This window comes from Peptoniphilus sp. (assembly GCF_022767005.1).
GTDB lineage: Bacteria > Bacillota > Clostridia > Tissierellales > Peptoniphilaceae > Peptoniphilus_A.
Genome location: NZ_JALEOV010000034.1, coordinates 34,836 through 53,743, shown reverse-complemented (window position 1 = coordinate 53,743; position 18,908 = coordinate 34,836). Strand labels below are relative to the sequence as shown.

The window sequence follows — 18,908 nt, the reverse complement described above, 5'->3', positions numbered from 1 at the left end:
GAATTAATATAAATACAAAATAAAAGGAGAGAAAAAAATGAAAAAAATTATTGTAGCACTTTCACTAGTGCTTGCTCTAACACTTACAGCTTGTGGCGGAGCAAAAAAGGAAAACACAAAGGCAGAAGGCAACAAGGCTGTTGCGGAAGAAACAAAGGATGGAGATAACAAAATCGTAATCGGTGTTTCACCTACACCTCATGGTGAAATAATCGAAGGATTAAAGGATGAATTTAAGGAACAAGGACTTGATGTTGAAGTTGTAAATTTTGACGATTATGTTCAACCAAACCTACAACTTGAAGCGGGAGATCTTGACGCAAATTACTTCCAACACAAACCATACCTTGATAGTTTTGTAGAAGAAAGAGGAATAAAAAATCTTGCTGTACTTGGATATGTTCATATCGAACCAATGGCTTTATATTCAGAAAAATATAAATCAGTGGACGAAATCAAGGATGGATCAGAAATTATTATACCTAATGACCCAAGCAATGGAGCAAGAGCATTAATACTTCTTGAAGATGCTGGTCTTATTAAATTAAAAGACAAGACAAATCTTAATTCAACAGAAAAAGATATTGCAGAAAATCCAAAGAATTTAAAATTTACAGCAATGGATGCACCTTCAATTGTACAAGTTTATAAGGATGCTGGAGCTGCAGTTATAAATTCAAACTTTGCAATTGGAAAGGGTCTTGACCCAACTAAAGATTCAATCTTCTTAGAATCAAAGGATTCACCTTATGCAAATTTAGTGGCAATTAGAAAAGAAGATGCTGAAAAAGAAAAATTCAAAAAATTCATTGAAGTTTTAAATTCTGATGCAGCAAAGAAATTAATCGAAGAAAAATTCAAAGGAGCAGTTATCCCTGCTTTTGGAAAATAATTTAAAAAATATTTTAGAGACCTCGAAAGGTCTCTTTTTAATTATTAGTATGAAAATTGCACAAAGTTTTTAAGATTGTTTTAATTTTTCAAAAACCTTTGATAATAAAATCATTTATTTTTCACATAATCATTCTAATATATATAAAAAAGTAAGGGGGAAAATATGGATAATAATAGAAACGAAAAAAATAAAGGTATGGGAAAAATAATTGTTATAATAGCTTTAGTTTTTTCACTAATTGGTGGAATAATTGGTTCGGCAATTACAACTTATAAAATATTGCCTAATATGAATTCATCTACATCAAATGAAGGAAATTCTAATATAACAATTTCTGCGAAGGATAATGTTAGCGTTGCATCTGCTGTTGCAAAAAAATCAATGTCATCAGTTGTAGGAATTACAACAAAGGGAGTACAACAATCATTCTTTGGTCAAGTTGAAGTTCAAGGTGTTGGCTCAGGTGTAATAGTAGATCCAAAGGGATACATCCTTACAAATGCCCATGTTGTAAAATTAAACAACAAAGTAGTAGACGATGTAACAGTTAGACTTAACAATGAAAAAGACATTCAAGGGAAAACTATTTGGGCAGATGAAAATGTAGATCTTGCCATTGTAAAAGTTAATACTAATGAAAAGTTAAATGTAGCAACTCTCGGTGATTCTGATAAACTTTCTATTGGAGATACAGCAATTGCAATTGGAAATCCAATTTCATTGCAATTTTCACAAACTGTAACTCAAGGAATAATCTCTGGACTTGACAGATATGTTGGTGCAGTAAGTGGTGGCGGATATATGACAGGACTTATCCAAACCGATGCCTCAATTAACGGCGGAAATTCTGGTGGACCACTTCTAAATGCAGAGGGTGAAGTCATAGGAATAAACACTGTAAAAGTTCAATCAGCAGAGGGACTTGGATTTTCAATTCCAATTAATTTTATAAAACCAATTGTAAAACAAGTCATAGAAACTGGAAGCTACAAAGAAATGTCAATGGGAATGCTTACAATGAACTTAAATGTTGCAGCACAAGTATTTAATGGAAAAACTGATGTAGAAAAAGGAATTTTTGTATACAAAGTTTATGAAGGATCACCTGCAGCTAAAGCTGGACTTGAGGCCGGAGATATTATTACTAAAATTGGAAAGGACGAAGTAAATGACAACAATGCCTTAAAGTCAATTTTGTACAAATATCAAGAAGGAGATAGTGCTGAAGTTAGCTATGTAAGAAAGGGAAAGGCACAAACTACGGAAGTTAAATTTTCTAATTATTCAATAGAAAATGATAAGGAAGCACAAAAGGATATTAAAGCTCAAGAAGAAGCAAGAGCTAAAGAATATCAACAAAGGCAACAAGAACAACAAGATTTATTTAATAGATTTAGACAAGAATTTGAAAATGGATTTTAAATAAAAAAGTGGGTGAAGTTTTATACTTCACCTACTTTTTTGAGATTTTTTCTAATTTTTCTGAATTAATTGAATTAAAGTATTCTTCCAAAAGTTCTACAAATCTCTTTGCATATTTTGTAATATATCTATTTTTATTTTTTATTGCATAGATGCCAAGAGTTACAGGTTTATTTTTTGAATAAAGTGGAAAAATATTAATATCGTCATCAAATTCGTGCATCCATCTTTTTATATTCATTTGAGAAATAAATACTGCAGCAAGAGCTTTATTGCAAATGGCAAGAGCAATTCGTGAATAGGCAGTTTCTATGTAGTCAATTGGTCTGACACCTGCATCTTTAAAACTTTTGTTGATCAAGGATCTTATTCTATTGTCTTGAGTGTAAAGTAGGAAGGGAACTTTTTCAAAATCTTTTAAGTTAATTCTTTCAAAGGATTTTTCCTTTAACGATTCTAAGTCGTAGACATGCTTTTTTAAAAGCCTGTCACTAACGCACAAGTACAATTTTTCATCTAAGAGAAGGCGAGATTTTAAATTTTCATTTTTATAATTTTCGTCAATGCTTATAGCAATATCTATTTTATTTTCCACGCACATTTCTTCAAGTTCGTGAGATTGCTTTTCGTGAAGCACTAGACCAACTTTTGGAAATTCTTCAGTAAATTTTTCTATAATTGATGGAATAAAAATATCAGCTCTAGGAGAAGATGCACCTATTATTAATTTGCCAATATCTTCACTTTCCATATCTCTAATTTTATTTATCATGTCGGCTTCAGCTGTAAGGAGTTTTTCTGCATACTTTAAATATTCTTCGCCAATGGGAGTGAGCATAAGCTTTGGCTTTCTAAAAAATAATTTTGTGCCATAATAATCTTCAAGTCTTTTTATGTGGTTAGACAAAGTTTGTTGCGATATATAAAGTTTGTCGCCAGTTTCATTCATGTTTAGAGTTTTAGCTAACTCTGTAAAATAGTAAATACTTTCGAAATTCATGTTTTCTCCTATCAAATAAATTTTGTTGTGTATACAAATTTTTATAAATTTATTTTACAATAAATTTATTATATACTATGTGTAAGATAATTGTGAAATATTTTATTAAGAATCCCTTATAGTTTACCAGCTTTTTTCCTTAATATCACAATTACCGGAATCCCCTTGCACCCACCTCCTTGGGTGCATTTTTAGTGCAAAAATTTAATAGTTAAGAGTTGGGATGATTTTAAAGATAAAAATACTAATTTTAAGACTTTTTATGGATTTTAAAGCATTAAAATTTTTAAATAAATTCTCGTAAAATAAAAATGATAAAAGCTATCAAAAAGACTTTACAAATTAATAAAAGCATAATATAATAAAGACAGTTAATGATAGTTAATGTCATTTAACAAAAATACTTTGATTTTGGGACACCCCATAACTCCTAAGATTAATAATAAAATTATACCAATCTTCACTCTGAAAAGAGAAACTAAGGCTGCTTTGGCAGTCTTTTTATTTTAAGTAAAATTTATTAAAAAGTAGTTATTAAATTAAAATTGATAAAAATAACTCGGTGTAAAAATTTTAATAAAAGTATATAACATTATAAAAAGTTTACAAAAATATTTCAAAAACTTTACAATATATTATATAATTGTCTACTAGAAGGTGATTTTTTGTTTAATAAGGAAAAAAATAGTGAGGCTAGAAGCTTTGATATTATAGATTTAGTAAGCCAAATTTTATTTTCTTTGGTAATAACTCTTGCAATGCTACTTCTTGCCCCAAGTGATACAGGAATTATTGAAAAAATAGTAAGAAGTCCCATTATATTAATTTTGAATTTTATTCCAATTTTTCTAACTGGAATTTTATTTCAAGGAATTTTTGGGAGGCGAAGATTTGCACTAATTTTTAATACGATCTTTTATTTAATATTATTTACAGTACATAGGACAAAGGTATTTTATAGAAGTGCACCTTTTAGGATATCTGATATTGGATTATCTTTGGAAGCTTTTAAAATGTCACAAAACTCCTTTCATCCCGATGTTACTTCCATAGTAATTTTTGTAATATTTCTTGTTTTTTTAATTTTTATTTCACGTTTTTTTAAGAGTGAAAAGTTAAAAGTAAAGGACAGATTATTATCAATTCTTTCTATATTAATTGTATCAGCTTTATTATTTAATTTTGTTTATTCAAGGGATGCAATATATAATAGTTTGCCACTTATGGGAAATAAATATAATTTAATAGATCACTTTAACTCTAAAGGTTTTAATTTTGCATTTATATATAATCTAAAAAAATCATTTGTAAGATCTCCAGAGGGATATAATAAAAAGGAAATGGAAAAAATAGACAGAGTTGACCATGGAGAAGAAATTTCGGTAATAAAATACAATCCTCGTCCAAATATTATTTGGATAATGGGAGAGGCTTTTACAGATCTTTCTGAAAATCCACAATTTCATTTTTCTAAAGAAAATGATCCAAACTATAATTTTAAAAAATTAAAGAAGAACTCTGTGATGTATGGTAGAATTGTGACTCCTTCCTTTGGAGGAGGAACGGGAGATACTGAGTTTGATGTACTAACGGGTGCACTTACTATTGACTGTGCGCCTGATGAAAGTTTTGCCTTTAATGCAATAAAAAGGGATGTTTCATCACTTCCAAGTCTTTTAGATACAATTGGATATAAGACTATGGCATTTCATCCAGGATATGCATGGTTTTATGGAAGACAAAGTGTATATCCAAAATTAAGTTTTAAGGATAATTATTTTTTAGAAGATATTGAAAATCCTGAAATAAAAGGTGGATATGTTTCAGAGAGACAATTTTCAGAAATATATAGAAATAGATTTTTAGAAGCTGTAAATAATTCTGATGAGCCAATTTTTAGCTATGGATTAGATATTCAAAACCATGGACCATATTTTTACGATAAATATGGAAAAAATTTACCTTATGAATGTGATTCTATTTTATCAGACGATGGTGCAAATAATTTTGGATCTTATTTTCTTGGGATAAAGGATATGGACATAATGCTTGGCGAAGTTTACGACATGATGATGAGTATAGAAGAACCAACTATTATGGTATTTTACGGTGATCACTTGCCTGGACTTGGAAATGACCCAAGTGCTTTTGATGAAATTGGGATAAAATTGTCTAACGATGATTTGGAAAAGGAAATTGAATTTTATTCAACACCCTATGTAATAGTTGCAAACGAAAGTGGAAAAGCATTTTTAAATAGAGAAAATGTTGAAGTTAAAGATGGCAACGCAATTTCTGCCAATTATCTTTCTTCAATTGTCCTTGATATGTTAAACTACAATAAAGTGGATAATTTCTTTATATACAATTCGGAACTTAGGAAAAAACTTCCAATTATTTCTAGAAATTTTATATTTGATGGAGTTAATACTTATCCTAGAAAAGATGTAAAAGGTGAAGCAAAAGAGCTATACGAAAATTATAAAAAGTACGAATATTATAGAATAAATGAGTAGGTGAATTATGGATATATTAAAAAGAGTTGAAGAAATTTCAGGAGAATTAGATGAACTTAGAAACTTTATTTATGAAAATCCAGAACTTGGATTTGAAGAATATAAATCTTCAAAGGCACACATTGATTTATTAAAGAAACATGGCTTTGAAATAGAATGTCCCTACATGGGATGTGAAACTTCTTTTAAGGCTGTTTATGACTCAAAAAAAGAGGGCAGGACAGTTTCCTATTTATCAGAATACGATGCACTTCCAGGGATTGGTCATGGATGTGGTCATAATATTTTAGGTGCAACTGCAACTGGAGCAGGCATTGTCCTTTCTAAACTAATCGACGAAATTGGCGGAAGGGTAATAGTTTTTGGAACTGCAGCAGAAGAAGTTGGAGGAACAAAAATTGAAATTGCAAATTCAGATGAATTAAAGGATGTAGATGTTGCAATTGAAATGCATCCAGCCTCCTATAATTCACTTACACCAAATTCACTTGCACTTTCTACAAGAAGATTTGAATTCTTTGGCAAAACTTCTCACGCATCGGATGCACCTGAAAAGGGAATCAACGCATTAGACGCACAAATAGTCTTATTTTCTGCAATAAATGCTTTAAGACAAGAAACTAAAGATGGCACGAGAATCCACGGGATAATAAAAGATGGTGGCAAAGCTGCAAATATTATTCCAGATTACACGGACTCAAGATTTTACGCAAGAAGCCCAGAGAAAAAAGATTTACTAGAAATTTTAGAAAAATTAGAAAATTGTGCAAAGGGAGCAGCTCTTGCTACTGGTTGTGAAGTTAAAATTTCTGAATATGAAAAGGGAAATGACAATACAGTTAGAAATAATGCCTTTAACTCAGTTTTAAAAGAAAAACTAGAAAAATATCTCAACGAAGAGATAAAGGATATTGAACTCAACAAGGGTTCTACTGACGCAGGAAATTTTTCTCACGAAGTGCCAACTATTCACGGATATTTTAAAATTGCAGATGAAAGTGTAAATGGGCATACAGTGGAACTTAGGGAAGCAACTATGACAGACTATGCCTTTAGCCAAATGAAGAAAGTAATTGCTGCAATAGTTGAAGTTGGAATTACAATTTTAACTGATGATGAAGTTTTTGAAAAAATAATTAAAGAGTTTGAAGAAAATGTTAAAAATGGAAAAATTATCCCACACAGAAAATTAAATAAGAATTAAGTATTAAAAAACACTTCTATTCTTGGTATAATGTAAAGAATAGAGGTGTTTTTTTGAAAACAGATATTATTAAATTTAAAGGAAATGCAAAAGATAAAATTTATCTTAAGAAAATTAGTGAAACTTTAAGTGATGGAGGTCTTGTTGTCTTTCCAACAGAAACAGTTTATGGACTTGGAGGAAATGGACTTAACAAGAGAGCTTGTAAAAAAATATACGAAGCAAAGGGCAGACCTAGCGACAATCCACTAATACTTCACATTGCAGAAAATTCACAACTTGAGGAATTAGTTTCAGAAATTCCCGATGTTGCAAAAAAATGCATTGAAAAATTTTGGCCAGGACCTCTTACTATTATTTTTAAGAGATCTGAGATTATACCAAATGAAGCAACTGGTGGACTTGAAACTGTTGCAATAAGAGAGCCAAATAATAAGATAGCCCACGATATTTTAAAATCAGTAAGCTTTCCAGTGGCAGCTCCTTCTGCAAATTTATCTGGTAGACCATCTCCAACTAAAGTGGAGCATGTTATAGAAGATTTAGAAGGTCGAGTAGATATAATAGTAGATGGTGGTCATTCTGTGGTTGGAATTGAATCTACTGTGCTTGATGTAACAGTTGATCCGCCAATGATTTTAAGACCAGGGAAAATTACTCTAGAAGATTTAAGAGAAATCGATAAAAACATTGCAATAGATAGTGCCACAATTGATTCAAAAAGTGGGGAAATTCCAAAATCTCCGGGACAAAAATATAGACATTATGCACCAAGGGCAGAGGCGATTTGTTTTGGCGGAAGACTAGATAAAGTTGTAAATGAAATTAAAAAAAATATTAGCGAAAATAAGGGCAAAAAGATTGCAGTTCTTGCAACTGATGAAACTTATGACCAGTACAAAAATTTAGATATAAAACTTTTAATAAACCTTGGCTCAAGAGAACATCTTGAAGAAGTTGCATCAAATCTATTTGACGCATTGAGAAGATGTGATGAAGAAAATGTAGACATAATTTTTGCAGAGGGTTTTGAACTAAGGGGAATTGGTCTTAGTATTATGAATAGACTTTTAAAAGCTTGCAGTGGAAAAGTCGTCATGAGAATTTAGGAGGAAAAATGAAAATAGCAATTGGTTCTGATCACGCAGGATTTTATTTAAAAAAAGATGTAATAAAATACTTAGAAGAAAAAAACATTGAAGTAAAAGACATGGGACCCTTCGACGATAGTCGTGTGGATTATCCAGATTATGGACACGCAGTTGGACACGCAGTTATAGATAATAAAATGGATTTTGGAATTGTTATTTGCGGTTCAGGAATTGGAATTTCAATTGCTGCTAATAAAGTTAAGGGAATAAGAGCTGCACTTTGCTGTGAACCCTATTCTGCTAAACTTGCAAGACGACACAATAACGCGAATGTACTTGCAATGGGTGCAAGATTAATTGGTCACGATATGGCAATAGAAATAGTAGAAGCTTTTTTAAATGAAAAATTTGAAGGCGGAAGACATATTAATAGAGTAAATAAAATTGAGGAGGAATAATATGGGATACACAATAATAAAACATCCACTTATTGATCACAAGATGACAATAATTAGAAAAAAAGAAACAAGTTCCATGGAATTTAGACAAATTGTAAATGAAATTGCAACATTAATGGGCTATGAAGTTACAAGAGATTTGGAAACAGAAGATATTGAAATTGAAACTCCTATTGGAAAAGCTATTGGAAAAAGAATTTCCGGTAAAAAAATTGGAATAGTGCCTATTTTAAGAGCAGGTCTTGGTATGGTGGAAGGACTTCTTACAATAATACCAGCAGCAAGAGTTGGTCACATTGGAATGTACAGAGATCCAGAAACTTTAAAGCCAGTTACTTATTATTCAAAGTTACCTAAAGATGTAGCATCAAGACAAATGATTATTGTTGATCCAATGCTTGCAACAGGTGGGTCACTTATTGAAGCCATTGACGAATTAAAAAGAAATGGTGCAAAAAACATTAAATCAATAAATTTATTAGCTGCACCAGAAGGATTAAAGGCGGTACAAGAAGCTCATCCTGATGTAGAAATTTATATTGCTGCACTAGATGAAAAATTAAATGATGATAAATATATCGTACCTGGACTTGGAGATGCAGGAGATAGGTTATTTGGAACGAAGTAAGAGGTAAATATGTATAATTATTTAGTTCCTTTTTTGACAGCTTTTATTTTGACTTTTTTACAAATGCCCTTTGTAATAAAGCTTGCAAAAAGGGAAGGATTTTTAGATGTACCAAAGGATGCAAGAAGAGTTCATAAAAAACCAATTCCAGTAGGTGGCGGTATTGCAATGGTAATAAGTGTAACTATTTTAATGCTTGTTTTTTTACCTATCAATAAGACACTTATCTGTACAATAATAAGTTCTCTTGTGATTGCATTTTCTGGACTGTATGACGACAAATATGACCTTAGTCCAAAATTAAAACTTGGTTTTCAGATTATTGCAGCCATAATTCTTGTAGCAGGTGGTATGAAAATTGAATTTTTCACAAATCCCTTTGACTATGATGATGCACTACTTATTTTAAATATGCTTTCCATACCAGTTACAATTTTTTGGGTGTGTGGAATTACAAATACAATAAATTTAATAGATGGATTAGATGGGCTTGCATCGGGAGTATCAATGATATGTGCCATTTCGATGTTTTTTATAACCTATCAAATGGGAAGATTTGATGTTAGCTTAGTATGTGCCCTTGTAGCAGGTGCTTGTCTTGGATTCTTGCCCTTTAACTTTAATCCTGCAAAAATATTTATGGGAGATACGGGAGCTTTGTATCTTGGATTTATGCTTTCATATATAAGTATTTCAGGATTTTTGAAACAAGCAGCAATACTTATGATTTTTGTACCAGTATTAATTTTAGGTGTGCCAGTATTTGACACAGCCTTTGCAATGGTAAGACGTAAACTTTCTGGGAAGTCAATAGTTCAAGCTGATAAAGGACATCTTCATCACAGACTTTTGAAAATGGGATTAAATCAAAGGCAAACTGTTGTGATTTTATATTCAATATCGGCAATATTTGGGATACTAGCAAATGTAATTTCAAAGTTTCATTCATCAATTGCACTTATTATTTCAATAGCAGTTATTTTAATAATACTTTTAACAGGAATAGCTGCTGGAATGTTAAAAAATAAGGAGGAATAAATGAAGGTATTATTTGTATTTGGTACAAGACCTGAAGGCATTAAGATGGCTCCAATAATAAAAGAGATTGAAAAAAGACATGGTCTCGAAAGCTACACTTGCGTAACAGGTCAGCATAGAGAAATGCTAGACCAAGTGCTAGAAATTTTTGATATAAAGCCGGATTACGATTTAAATATTTTTAAAAAAGGTCAGTCCCTTACAGATATAACTACAAAAACACTTTTGGGACTTGAAAATATTTTAGAAGAATTAAAGCCAGACATACTTTTGGTGCAAGGAGATACTACGACAGTCTTTGCGGCAGCACTTGCAGCTTTCTACAAGAAAATAAAAATAGGACATGTAGAAGCTGGATTAAGATCAGGAAACTTGTATTCACCTTATCCTGAAGAGGCAAATAGAAAACTCACTGGGGTACTTGCTAATTATCACTTTGCGCCAACAGATTCAAATCGAGCAAATCTTTTGAAAGAAGGCTATGATGACAAAAATATTTTTATTACTGGAAATACTGTAATTGATGCACTGAAGTATTCTGTTAAAGAAGATTTTGTATTTGACGATGAAATTTTGAATAATTTAGATTATAATAAAGAAGTAGTATTACTTACTGCGCATAGGAGAGAAAATTGGGGAGAGCCAATGGAAAATATTTTTTCTGCAATTAGGAGAGTAGTTCTTGAAAGAGAAAACATTGAAATTGTATTTCCAATTCACTTAAATCCAATTGTGAGGAGTACTGCAAAAAAATATTTTTCTGATTTAGACAGAGTTCATCTTATTGCGCCACTTTCCTATATGCCTTTTTCAAACTTAATGGCAAGGGTAAAATTTGTAGTTACAGATTCTGGTGGAGTACAAGAAGAAGCTCCAGCTCTCGGCAAACCTGTTCTAGTTCTTAGAAACGAGACGGAAAGGATGGAAGGAGTAGAAGCCAATACAGCTAAACTTGTGGGGACAAATTCACAAGATGTTTACAACAGTATAACTGATTTATTAGATAATAAAAAGTTGTACGAAGAAATGGCGAAGGCTATAAATCCATATGGAGATGGTCATGCTGCAAAAAAAATCGTTGATATTTTAGAGAACATGAATTAATTTTAGGATATTAATTATTCTTTTTAAATTATGGGTATAATTTTATCAAAGGCTTGAGGAGGTAGATTACATGGGAAAAACTATTAAAGAAATTAAAATTGGCGATACCGCTGAATTTACAAAGACAATTTCCGAGTCAGATGTATATCTTTACGCTGGTATAACTGGCGACTTGAATCCTGCCCATATAAACGAAGTTGAAGCTGGAAAGGGGAATTTTAAAACTAGAATTGCACATGGAATGCTAACAGCAGGACTTGTTTCTGCAGTTCTTGGGATGAAACTTCCAGGTCCAGGTACTATTTACATGGGTCAAGAAATGAAATTTACTAAACCTGTTTATTTCGGAGATACAATTACAGCTAAAGTTGAGGTAATTGAGGTAATTAAAGAAAAAATATTAAAGCTCAAGACAACTTGTACAAATCAAAAGGGAGAAATTGTTTTAGACGGTGTGGCTACTGTATTGCCACCACGCGACTAATAAGGAGGAAAAAATGGAAGATAGAATTGTTATAGCATCAGCTGCAAGAACAGCTGTAGGAAGTTTTGGCGGTCAATTTAAGACTGTTTCAGCAGTAGAACTTGGAATAGTAGCGGCAAAGGAAGCACTTAAAAGAGCAAATGTAAAAAATGACATGGTTGATGAAGCTTATATTGGTAATGTTCTTCAAGCAGCTCAAGGACAAAACGTTGCAAGACAAGTTGTTTTAGGAGCAGGAATTGACATTAAAACTCCAGCAGTTACTATTAACGCAGTATGTGGATCTGGTCTTCGTGCAGTAAGTTTAGCTGCTCAAGTTATTAAAGCTGGAGATGCTGAAATTGTACTTGCAGGTGGTACTGAATCAATGTCAATGGCACCATACGCTCTTACTAATGAAAGATGGGGAGCAAGAATGGGAGACAAAAAAGTTGTTGACACAATGATTAAAGACGGTCTTTGGGATGCTTTCAACGATTATCACATGGGTATTACAGCTGAAAATGTAGCTGAAAAATATGGCATTACTAGAGAAATGCAAGATGAACTTGCTACAAGATCTCAAAATAATGCAGAAAGAGCAAGAAGAGAAGGAAGATTTAAAGACGAAATTGTTCCTGTAGAAGTTAAAGATAGAAAAGGTAATGTAACAGTTGTTGATACTGATGAACACATTAGAGAAGGAGTAACTTTAGAGAGTCTTGCAAAATTAAAACCAGCTTTCAAAAAGGATGGTGGTACAGTTACAGCAGGTAATGCATCTGGAATTAACGATGGAGCAGCAATGCTTGTAATAATGAAAGAATCAAAGGCAAAGGAACTTGGTGTAGAACCTCTTGCATATATTATTTCTTACGCAACAGCAGGTGTTGACCCTAAGATTATGGGTACTGGACCTATTCCATCATCAACTAAAGCTCTTGAAATTGCAGGACTTAAAGCTGATGACCTTGACCTAATTGAAGCTAATGAAGCTTTTGCAGCTCAAGCTTGTGCAGTTAACCAAGTTATGAAATTTGACATTAATAAAGTAAATGTAAATGGCGGAGCAATTGCACTTGGTCACCCTATTGGAGCAAGTGGAGCTAGAATTTTAACTACACTTTTATTCGAAATGCAAAAGAGAGATGCTAAAAAAGGTTTAGCAACACTTTGCATCGGCGGAGGAATGGGAACAGCTCTTATTGTCGGAAGGGACTAATATGGATTATAAATTTTTAATTGTAGAAAAAAAAGATCATGGTATCCTTCTTTTAACACTTAATAGAGAAAAAAGCCTTAATGCTTTAAACTCTGAAATGTTAAAAGAACTCCATAAATTTTTTGCACGTGTAGAAGACGACGTGAGATGTATCATTGTAACAGGTGCAGGAAAATCATTTGTAGCTGGCGCTGATATTGGTGAAATGGCTAATTTTACTGCAAGTGAAGCTTATGATTTTGCAAAACTTGGAATGGATACATTTATGGAAATAGAAAAATGTAGAGTTCCAGTTATAGCAGCTGTGAATGGATTTGCACTAGGTGGCGGATGTGAAATTTCTATTGCTTGTGATATTAGACTTGCATCTACAAAAGCAAAGTTTGGTCAACCTGAAGTTGGTCTTGGAATCACACCAGGATTTGGTGGAACACAAAGACTTTCTAGGACAATTGGACCTGGTTATGCAAAGGAATTGATCTATACAGCAGAAACTATTGATGCTAAAAAGGCTTATGAAATTGGACTTGTAAATGGTGTATACGAACCAGATGAATTAATCCACAAAGCTATTGAAATGGCAGAAAAAATTGCAAAGAATGCACCAAAGGCGGTAGAATATTCTAAACAGTCAATAGTAAATGGATCTCAAACAGATATCGACACAGCAATGCAAATTGAAAAAACTCACTTTGGACTATGTTTTGCAACTAATGACCAAAAAGAAGGCATGAAGGCATTTTTAAATAAGGGAAAAACTGAATTTAAAGGAAAATAAGGTGAATAAAATGAAAATAGCAGTAGTAGGATCAGGTACTATGGGAGCAGGAATTGCTCAGGTACTTGCACCATATCACAAAGTAATTGTTAGAGATATTGCACCAGAAGCTCTTGAAAAGGCTATGGAAAAAATCAAAAAAGGTTATGAAAAAAATGTTTCTAAAGAAAGAATGACAAAGGAAGAGATGGAAACTGCTCTTTCTAATCTAACTACATCATCTGATATTAAAGATGTAGCAGATTGTGATCTTATAATAGAAGCAGCAACTGAAAATCCTAAGATTAAAAAAGCGATTTTCACAGAACTTTGTGAAACTTGTGAAGAAAAGACAGTTCTTGCATCCAATACTTCATCTCTTTCAATAACTGACATTGGGGCAGCTACTAAAAGACCTGAAAAAGTTATTGGTATGCACTTCTTTAACCCAGTTCCAGCAATGAAACTAGTAGAAGTTATTTCTGGAAAGAAAACTGATCCAAAAGTTAAAGATATGATTATCGAACTTTCAAAAGAGATTGGCAAAACTCCAGTAGAAGTTGAGGAAGCTCCAGGATTTGTTGTAAATAGAATTTTAATTCCTATGATTAACGAAGCAATTGGAATTTACGCTGAAGGAATTGCATCAGTAGAAGATATTGACACAGCAATGAAACTTGGTGCAAATCATCCAATGGGACCTTTAGCTCTTGGAGATTTAGTAGGACTTGATGTAGTACTTGCAATTATGGAAGTTCTTAACACTGAATTTGCCGATCCTAAATACAGACCACATCCACTTCTTAAGAAAATGGTTAGAGCTGGACTTCTTGGAAGAAAAACAGGCGAAGGATTTTACAAATATTAATTTAAAGATATTAAGGGAAGGCAAGAGCCTTCTCTTTTTTGTGCTAAATTTAAGCCTATACTTTAGAAATTTTTTATTTCTATAAAAACTTAAAAAGATTTCAAATTTACATTTATAATATTTTAAATAAATATTATAAACATCTTTTAATTTCATTAATTTTGTAGTAAAATATAGATAGAAAAATGAACGATGTTCAGAAAAGGTTCAAAATTAAAATTTCAAAAAATATATTATTAAATAACAATTCAATATAGAATATTTTGATTTTTATAATTATGGGAGGTATTAAGATGACTACTGCAATTAAAGAAAGAAAAAATGAAAAAGTATTCTCAATGGCTGTGAATCTTGCCTATAAGAGATTAAAAAAAGATCCACAAAAGGGAATGATGGAGATAGTAAACGTCTTTGACAAATATTTAATGCCTGAGTCAAGTGAAATAAATAGTGCCAAAAATGGTTTGGAAAGAGTAAGGAATGAACTTAACGATCCAAATTCAAAATGGGTTTCTTTTGGGACAGATATTGTAAATGGAATCGACGAAAATATTGTAAAGACTTCTGTGAGAACTATTGGATATAATGCTGCTTATAGAGGCAATGCTCTTAGAAATAAATTGCAAAAAGAATACAACTGTAATATTCCTTGGATAATTTTATTTGATCCAACCTCTGCTTGTAATTTAAAATGCACAGGCTGTTGGGCTGCTGAATATGGACATAAAAATAATTTAACTTATGATGAAATGGCAAGTATTGTAAGACAGGGAAATGAACTTGGTACATACTTTTTTATTTTAACTGGAGGAGAACCTCTTGTTAGAAAAGATGATATCATTAGACTTGCGAAGGAATTTAACGACAGTGCCTTTCATATTTTTACAAATGGAACTTTAATTGATGACGAATTTTGTGAAGAAGTAAAGAAAGCAGGAAATATTTCTTTTGCGCTTAGTATTGAGGGTACTGAAGAATCTACTGACCTTAGAAGAGGCAACGGAGTGTTTCAAAAAGTTATGAAAGCAATGGACTTAATGAAGGAACATAAGCTTTTATATGGTGCTTCAATTTGTTATACAAGTCAAAATTATAAATATGTTACAGATGATGACTTTATAAAAATGCTTGTGGATCATGGATGCAGACTTGCTTGGTACTTCCACTACATGCCAGTTGGAAAAGATGCTGATTTAAGCCTATTACTTACTCCAGAAGAAAGGGAGTATATTTATCATAAGGTTAGAGAAATTAGATCAAGTGAATATCCACAAAATATTTTTACAATTGATTTTCAAAATGACGGTGAATTTATAAATGGTTGCATCGCTGGAGGCAAAAATTATTTTCACATAAATTCTCTTGGCGATATGGAACCTTGCGTGTTCATTCACTATTCTGATTCAAATATAAGAGAAAAGACTATCAAGGAATGTCTAATGAGTCCGCTTTTTATGGGATTCCACGATAATCAACCTTTTAATAAGAATTTGTTGAAGCCATGTCCAATGTTGGAAAATCCTGGAAGACTTACAAAGATTGTAAATGAATCTGGTGCAAAAAACACAGATATGATTGCACCTGAAAGTGCAGAAGAATTACAAGTTAAGACCACACCTTATGCAAAAGCTTGGAATAAAAAGGCAAATGAGCTTTGGAAAGAAAGTAGAGAACAGAAAAAAGAAAAAGAAAAACAAAAAGAAAAGCAAGAACAAAAAGTTTGTAATTAAAAAGGAGGACGCAAAAGTCCTCTTTTTTTATGGAATTTAGTTTTAAGTAAACTATTGGTTTAGATTTTTTATTATTTTTAACTTTAATTTTAATGATTATTTTTTACAAGATATTTAAAATCTCGCCAATGGAATTTATTTTGTAGTTTGCCTTTTTTCCTTCATCCATACTGCCAAACCCGTAAGTACAAAAGATACTTATAAGTTTGTTTTTTCTGGCAGCTTCCATGTCGTGATATCTATCGCCTACAAAAATTATTTCTTCTTTTATATTATGCCTTTCTTTTTTTATTATTTCATCTTTTGATATGAAGCCAAAAGTTTCTGCGGCAAAACATTTTTTGAAATATTTTTTTATATTGTAGACATCAAGGGCAAGGTCCAAGTAAGACTCTCGACAGTTGGATAGAATGTAAAGATCATAATCCTTTGAGAGCTTTTCAAGAACTTTTATAGAATCATTATAAAGTTCGCCAACTCCATTTTTTATATTTTCATTCATTTTTTTGCCAACGTGTTTCATTACTTCTTCTTTTAAGTTTTTGTCTGAATCCTTTGCAATAAGGTCGTAGGCAAAATTTGGTTTTTCTCCTAAAAATTTTGACACATTTTTTTCGTTTAAGTCAAAATCTTTTGCAAAGCCATGTTCTCTTAAAATTTCAACTCCAGATGCAAAGGCAGGATAATAAATTTTTATTGTGTTGTGAAGGGTGCCGTCAAAATCAAAAATTATGCTTTTAATATTTTTCAGTTCATCTCTTTCATTAAAATTACAGTCTTTTTGCTTATTTAAATTATCCACGGATTTCACCTAGCAAGTTTGCCATTTCAATTGCGGCTGTTGCTGCATCAAAACCCTTGTTGCCGGATTTTGAGCCAGCTCTTTCAATTGCTTGTTCAATATTTTCCGTTGTGATTACTCCGAAAATAATTGGCACGCCAGTTTCAAGTGATGATGATGCAATTCCCTTTGCAACTTCCGTTGAAACAAGTTCGTAGTGAGTTGTTGCACCTCTTATAACTGCTCCTAGAGCAATTACTGCGTCATATTTTTTTGTAAGAGCAAGAGATTTCGCTGCAAGTGGAATTTCAAAACTTCCTGGAACCCAAATCACATCTATTTCTTCGTCCTTTACACCATGCCTTTTTAGTCCGTCAATACATCCATCTAATAATTTTGAAACTATAAATTCGTTGAATCTTGCTAAAACTATTGCGTATTTTTTTCCTTCAGATTTTAAATTTGCACTATAAATTTTCATATTTCCTCCAAATTTTTTTATTTTAAATAGATATTATTTACTAAATTCAGATAAGATGTGATTCATCTTTTCAGCTTTTGTTCTCAAATAAAATTCATCATGTTTAGTTGAATGAATTTCAATTGGCACTCTTTCTTTTATGATCATTCCAAATTCTTGTAGTGAATAAACTTTGTCAGGGTTATTTGTTAAAAGTCTAAGTTCTTTAACACCAAGATCTTGTAAAATTTGTGCACCAGTGGAATAATCTCTTGCGTCTTCAGGGAAGCCAAGTGCCAAGTTTGCCTCTACTGTATCCATGCCTTTATCTTGTAAGGCATAGGCTCTAATTTTATTTACAAGCCCAATGCCACGACCTTCTTGACGCATATAAAGAAGAATTCCTCTTCCTTCTTCATCAATTTTTTTCATGGCAAGATGAAGTTGATTGCCACAATCACATCTTGATGAGCCAAAGCAATCTCCAGTTAGACATTCTGAGTGAACTCTCGTAAGTACATTCATGCCGTCGCCAATTTCACCTTTAACTAGAGCAATGTGGTGTTCGCCAGTTACTTTATCAATGTAAGCATGTGCAATAAAGTCACCAAACTTTGTTGGAAGTTTTGCTTCGGCAACCTTTTCCACGATTTTTTCATGTCTTTTCCTATAAAGTAAAAGTTCTTCTGTTGTTGTAATTTTCATGCCCAATTTTTTAGCGAGCATAAATAAATCTTCGCCTCGCATCATATGTCCATCATCTTGCATAATTTCGCAACAAAGCCCAACTTCTTTTAGACCTGCAATTTTTAAAAGGTCAACAGTTGCCTCAGTGTGTCCTCGTCTTACGAAAATGCCATCTTTTTTTGCAACTAGAGGAAACATATGACCAGGTCTTCTAAAATCTTCTGGTTTTGCATCTTCTTCAGTTAGTTTATTTGCAGTAAGAGCTCTTTCCCAAGCTGAAATTCCAGTAGTTGTGTCGATATGATCCACAGAAACTGTAAAAGCAGTTTCGTGATTGTCAGTATTATCGGCAACCATTTGATTTAATTTAAGTTTTTCAGCATAAGTTTTTGACATTGGCATACAAATTAGTCCCTTTGCAAGAGATGCCATTGTGTTTAAACTTTCTCCAGTAGCAAATTCTGCAGCTTGAATCATATCGCCTTCATTTTCTCTACTGGGTTCATCTGTTACGATAATTATTTCGCCATTTTTTAAAGCTTCAACAACTTCTTCGATTGTGTTAACTTTCATTTTTTCTCCTT

Annotated in this window: 18 protein-coding genes; 14 read left to right on the top strand and 4 right to left on the bottom strand. The window is 32.2% G+C overall.

What is annotated here, in order from left to right; genetic code table 11:
• Nucleotides 1-37: 37 nt before the first annotated feature.
• Complete coding sequence (locus MR285_RS02695; protein WP_293557764.1) at nucleotides 38-892, top strand: MetQ/NlpA family ABC transporter substrate-binding protein; 855 nt, start codon at nucleotides 38-40, stop codon at nucleotides 890-892.
• Nucleotides 893-1,057: 165 nt separating this feature from the next.
• Nucleotides 1,058-2,317, top strand: coding sequence for a trypsin-like peptidase domain-containing protein (locus MR285_RS02690; RefSeq protein WP_293557762.1), 1,260 nt, complete (start codon nucleotides 1,058-1,060; stop codon nucleotides 2,315-2,317).
• 31 nt (nucleotides 2,318-2,348) lie between these two features.
• On the opposite strand, the gene MR285_RS02685 is transcribed toward MR285_RS02690, so the two are convergent.
• Nucleotides 2,349-3,317, bottom strand: a complete 969-nt coding sequence (locus tag MR285_RS02685; protein ID WP_293557760.1) for a LysR family transcriptional regulator — start codon at nucleotides 3,315-3,317, stop codon at nucleotides 2,349-2,351.
• 665 nt (nucleotides 3,318-3,982) lie between these two features.
• Between MR285_RS02685 and MR285_RS02680 the strand changes: the two genes are divergently transcribed.
• From MR285_RS02680 to MR285_RS02625, 12 genes are all read left to right on the top strand, one after another.
• Complete coding sequence (locus MR285_RS02680) at nucleotides 3,983-5,833, top strand: sulfatase-like hydrolase/transferase (protein WP_293557758.1); 1,851 nt, start codon at nucleotides 3,983-3,985, stop codon at nucleotides 5,831-5,833.
• Nucleotides 5,834-5,840: 7 nt separating this feature from the next.
• Nucleotides 5,841-7,037, top strand: coding sequence for a M20 family metallopeptidase (locus MR285_RS02675; protein ID WP_293557756.1), 1,197 nt, complete (start codon nucleotides 5,841-5,843; stop codon nucleotides 7,035-7,037).
• 53 nt (nucleotides 7,038-7,090) lie between these two features.
• On the top strand, nucleotides 7,091-8,146 hold the full coding sequence (locus MR285_RS02670; protein WP_293557754.1) for an L-threonylcarbamoyladenylate synthase: 1,056 nt from the start codon (nucleotides 7,091-7,093) through the stop codon (nucleotides 8,144-8,146).
• Nucleotides 8,147-8,154: 8 nt separating this feature from the next.
• Nucleotides 8,155-8,586, top strand: coding sequence for a ribose 5-phosphate isomerase B (rpiB, locus tag MR285_RS02665; RefSeq protein ID WP_293557752.1), 432 nt, complete (start codon nucleotides 8,155-8,157; stop codon nucleotides 8,584-8,586).
• Nucleotide 8,587: 1 nt separating this feature from the next.
• Nucleotides 8,588-9,214, top strand: a complete 627-nt coding sequence (gene upp, locus MR285_RS02660) for a uracil phosphoribosyltransferase (RefSeq protein WP_293557751.1) — start codon at nucleotides 8,588-8,590, stop codon at nucleotides 9,212-9,214.
• 9 nt (nucleotides 9,215-9,223) lie between these two features.
• A complete protein-coding gene (locus MR285_RS02655; protein WP_293557749.1) occupies nucleotides 9,224-10,252 on the top strand; it encodes a glycosyltransferase family 4 protein in 1,029 nt (342 codons plus the stop codon).
• Nucleotides 10,253-11,356 (top strand): non-hydrolyzing UDP-N-acetylglucosamine 2-epimerase, encoded by a 1,104-nt coding sequence (gene wecB / locus MR285_RS02650; RefSeq protein ID WP_293557747.1) that lies wholly within the window; start codon nucleotides 10,253-10,255, stop codon nucleotides 11,354-11,356.
• A 70-nt stretch (nucleotides 11,357-11,426) separates the two neighbouring features.
• Nucleotides 11,427-11,840 carry a MaoC family dehydratase gene (locus MR285_RS02645; protein ID WP_293557745.1) on the top strand — a complete coding sequence of 138 codons (414 nt, stop codon included), beginning with the start codon at nucleotides 11,427-11,429 and terminating at the stop codon, nucleotides 11,838-11,840.
• Nucleotides 11,841-11,853: 13 nt separating this feature from the next.
• A complete protein-coding gene (locus tag MR285_RS02640) occupies nucleotides 11,854-13,041 on the top strand; it encodes an acetyl-CoA C-acetyltransferase (RefSeq protein ID WP_293557743.1) in 1,188 nt (395 codons plus the stop codon).
• 1 nt (nucleotide 13,042) lies between these two features.
• On the top strand, nucleotides 13,043-13,819 hold the full coding sequence (locus MR285_RS02635) for an enoyl-CoA hydratase-related protein (RefSeq protein WP_293557741.1): 777 nt from the start codon (nucleotides 13,043-13,045) through the stop codon (nucleotides 13,817-13,819).
• 10 nt (nucleotides 13,820-13,829) lie between these two features.
• Nucleotides 13,830-14,666 (top strand): 3-hydroxybutyryl-CoA dehydrogenase, encoded by an 837-nt coding sequence (locus tag MR285_RS02630; RefSeq protein WP_293557739.1) that lies wholly within the window; start codon nucleotides 13,830-13,832, stop codon nucleotides 14,664-14,666.
• 293 nt (nucleotides 14,667-14,959) lie between these two features.
• Entirely contained in the window at nucleotides 14,960-16,396 is a 1,437-nt protein-coding gene (locus tag MR285_RS02625; protein ID WP_293557737.1) for a radical SAM protein, read from the top strand.
• Between the two features lie 103 nt (nucleotides 16,397-16,499).
• On the opposite strand, the gene MR285_RS02620 is transcribed toward MR285_RS02625, so the two are convergent.
• The 3 genes from MR285_RS02620 to ribA are packed head-to-tail and all read right to left on the bottom strand — an operon-like array spanning nucleotide 16,500 to nucleotide 18,897.
• Nucleotides 16,500-17,198, bottom strand: coding sequence for an HAD family hydrolase (locus tag MR285_RS02620; RefSeq protein WP_293557735.1), 699 nt, complete (start codon nucleotides 17,196-17,198; stop codon nucleotides 16,500-16,502).
• Nucleotides 17,191-17,658 carry a 6,7-dimethyl-8-ribityllumazine synthase gene (gene ribE, locus MR285_RS02615; protein ID WP_293557733.1) on the bottom strand — a complete coding sequence of 156 codons (468 nt, stop codon included), beginning with the start codon at nucleotides 17,656-17,658 and terminating at the stop codon, nucleotides 17,191-17,193. The genes MR285_RS02620 and ribE overlap by 8 nt, the downstream gene beginning before the upstream one ends.
• 33 nt (nucleotides 17,659-17,691) lie before the next feature.
• A complete protein-coding gene (ribA, locus tag MR285_RS02610) occupies nucleotides 17,692-18,897 on the bottom strand; it encodes a GTP cyclohydrolase II (protein ID WP_293557731.1) in 1,206 nt (401 codons plus the stop codon).
• Nucleotides 18,898-18,908 lie beyond the last annotated feature (11 nt).

Coding starts and splice junctions, on each gene's coding strand:
- MR285_RS02695 (WP_293557764.1), top strand. CDS start 38: ATGAAAAAAATTATTGTAGCACTTTCACTAGTGCTTGCTCTAACACTT.
- MR285_RS02690 (WP_293557762.1), top strand. CDS start 1,058: ATGGATAATAATAGAAACGAAAAAAATAAAGGTATGGGAAAAATAATT.
- MR285_RS02685 (WP_293557760.1), bottom strand. CDS start 3,317: ATGAATTTCGAAAGTATTTACTATTTTACAGAGTTAGCTAAAACTCTA.
- MR285_RS02675 (WP_293557756.1), top strand. CDS start 5,841: ATGGATATATTAAAAAGAGTTGAAGAAATTTCAGGAGAATTAGATGAA.
- rpiB (WP_293557752.1), top strand. CDS start 8,155: ATGAAAATAGCAATTGGTTCTGATCACGCAGGATTTTATTTAAAAAAA.
- upp (WP_293557751.1), top strand. CDS start 8,588: ATGGGATACACAATAATAAAACATCCACTTATTGATCACAAGATGACA.
- MR285_RS02655 (WP_293557749.1), top strand. CDS start 9,224: ATGTATAATTATTTAGTTCCTTTTTTGACAGCTTTTATTTTGACTTTT.
- wecB (WP_293557747.1), top strand. CDS start 10,253: ATGAAGGTATTATTTGTATTTGGTACAAGACCTGAAGGCATTAAGATG.
- MR285_RS02645 (WP_293557745.1), top strand. CDS start 11,427: ATGGGAAAAACTATTAAAGAAATTAAAATTGGCGATACCGCTGAATTT.
- MR285_RS02640 (WP_293557743.1), top strand. CDS start 11,854: ATGGAAGATAGAATTGTTATAGCATCAGCTGCAAGAACAGCTGTAGGA.
- MR285_RS02635 (WP_293557741.1), top strand. CDS start 13,043: ATGGATTATAAATTTTTAATTGTAGAAAAAAAAGATCATGGTATCCTT.
- MR285_RS02630 (WP_293557739.1), top strand. CDS start 13,830: ATGAAAATAGCAGTAGTAGGATCAGGTACTATGGGAGCAGGAATTGCT.
- MR285_RS02625 (WP_293557737.1), top strand. CDS start 14,960: ATGACTACTGCAATTAAAGAAAGAAAAAATGAAAAAGTATTCTCAATG.
- ribE (WP_293557733.1), bottom strand. CDS start 17,658: ATGAAAATTTATAGTGCAAATTTAAAATCTGAAGGAAAAAAATACGCA.
- ribA (WP_293557731.1), bottom strand. CDS start 18,897: ATGAAAGTTAACACAATCGAAGAAGTTGTTGAAGCTTTAAAAAATGGC.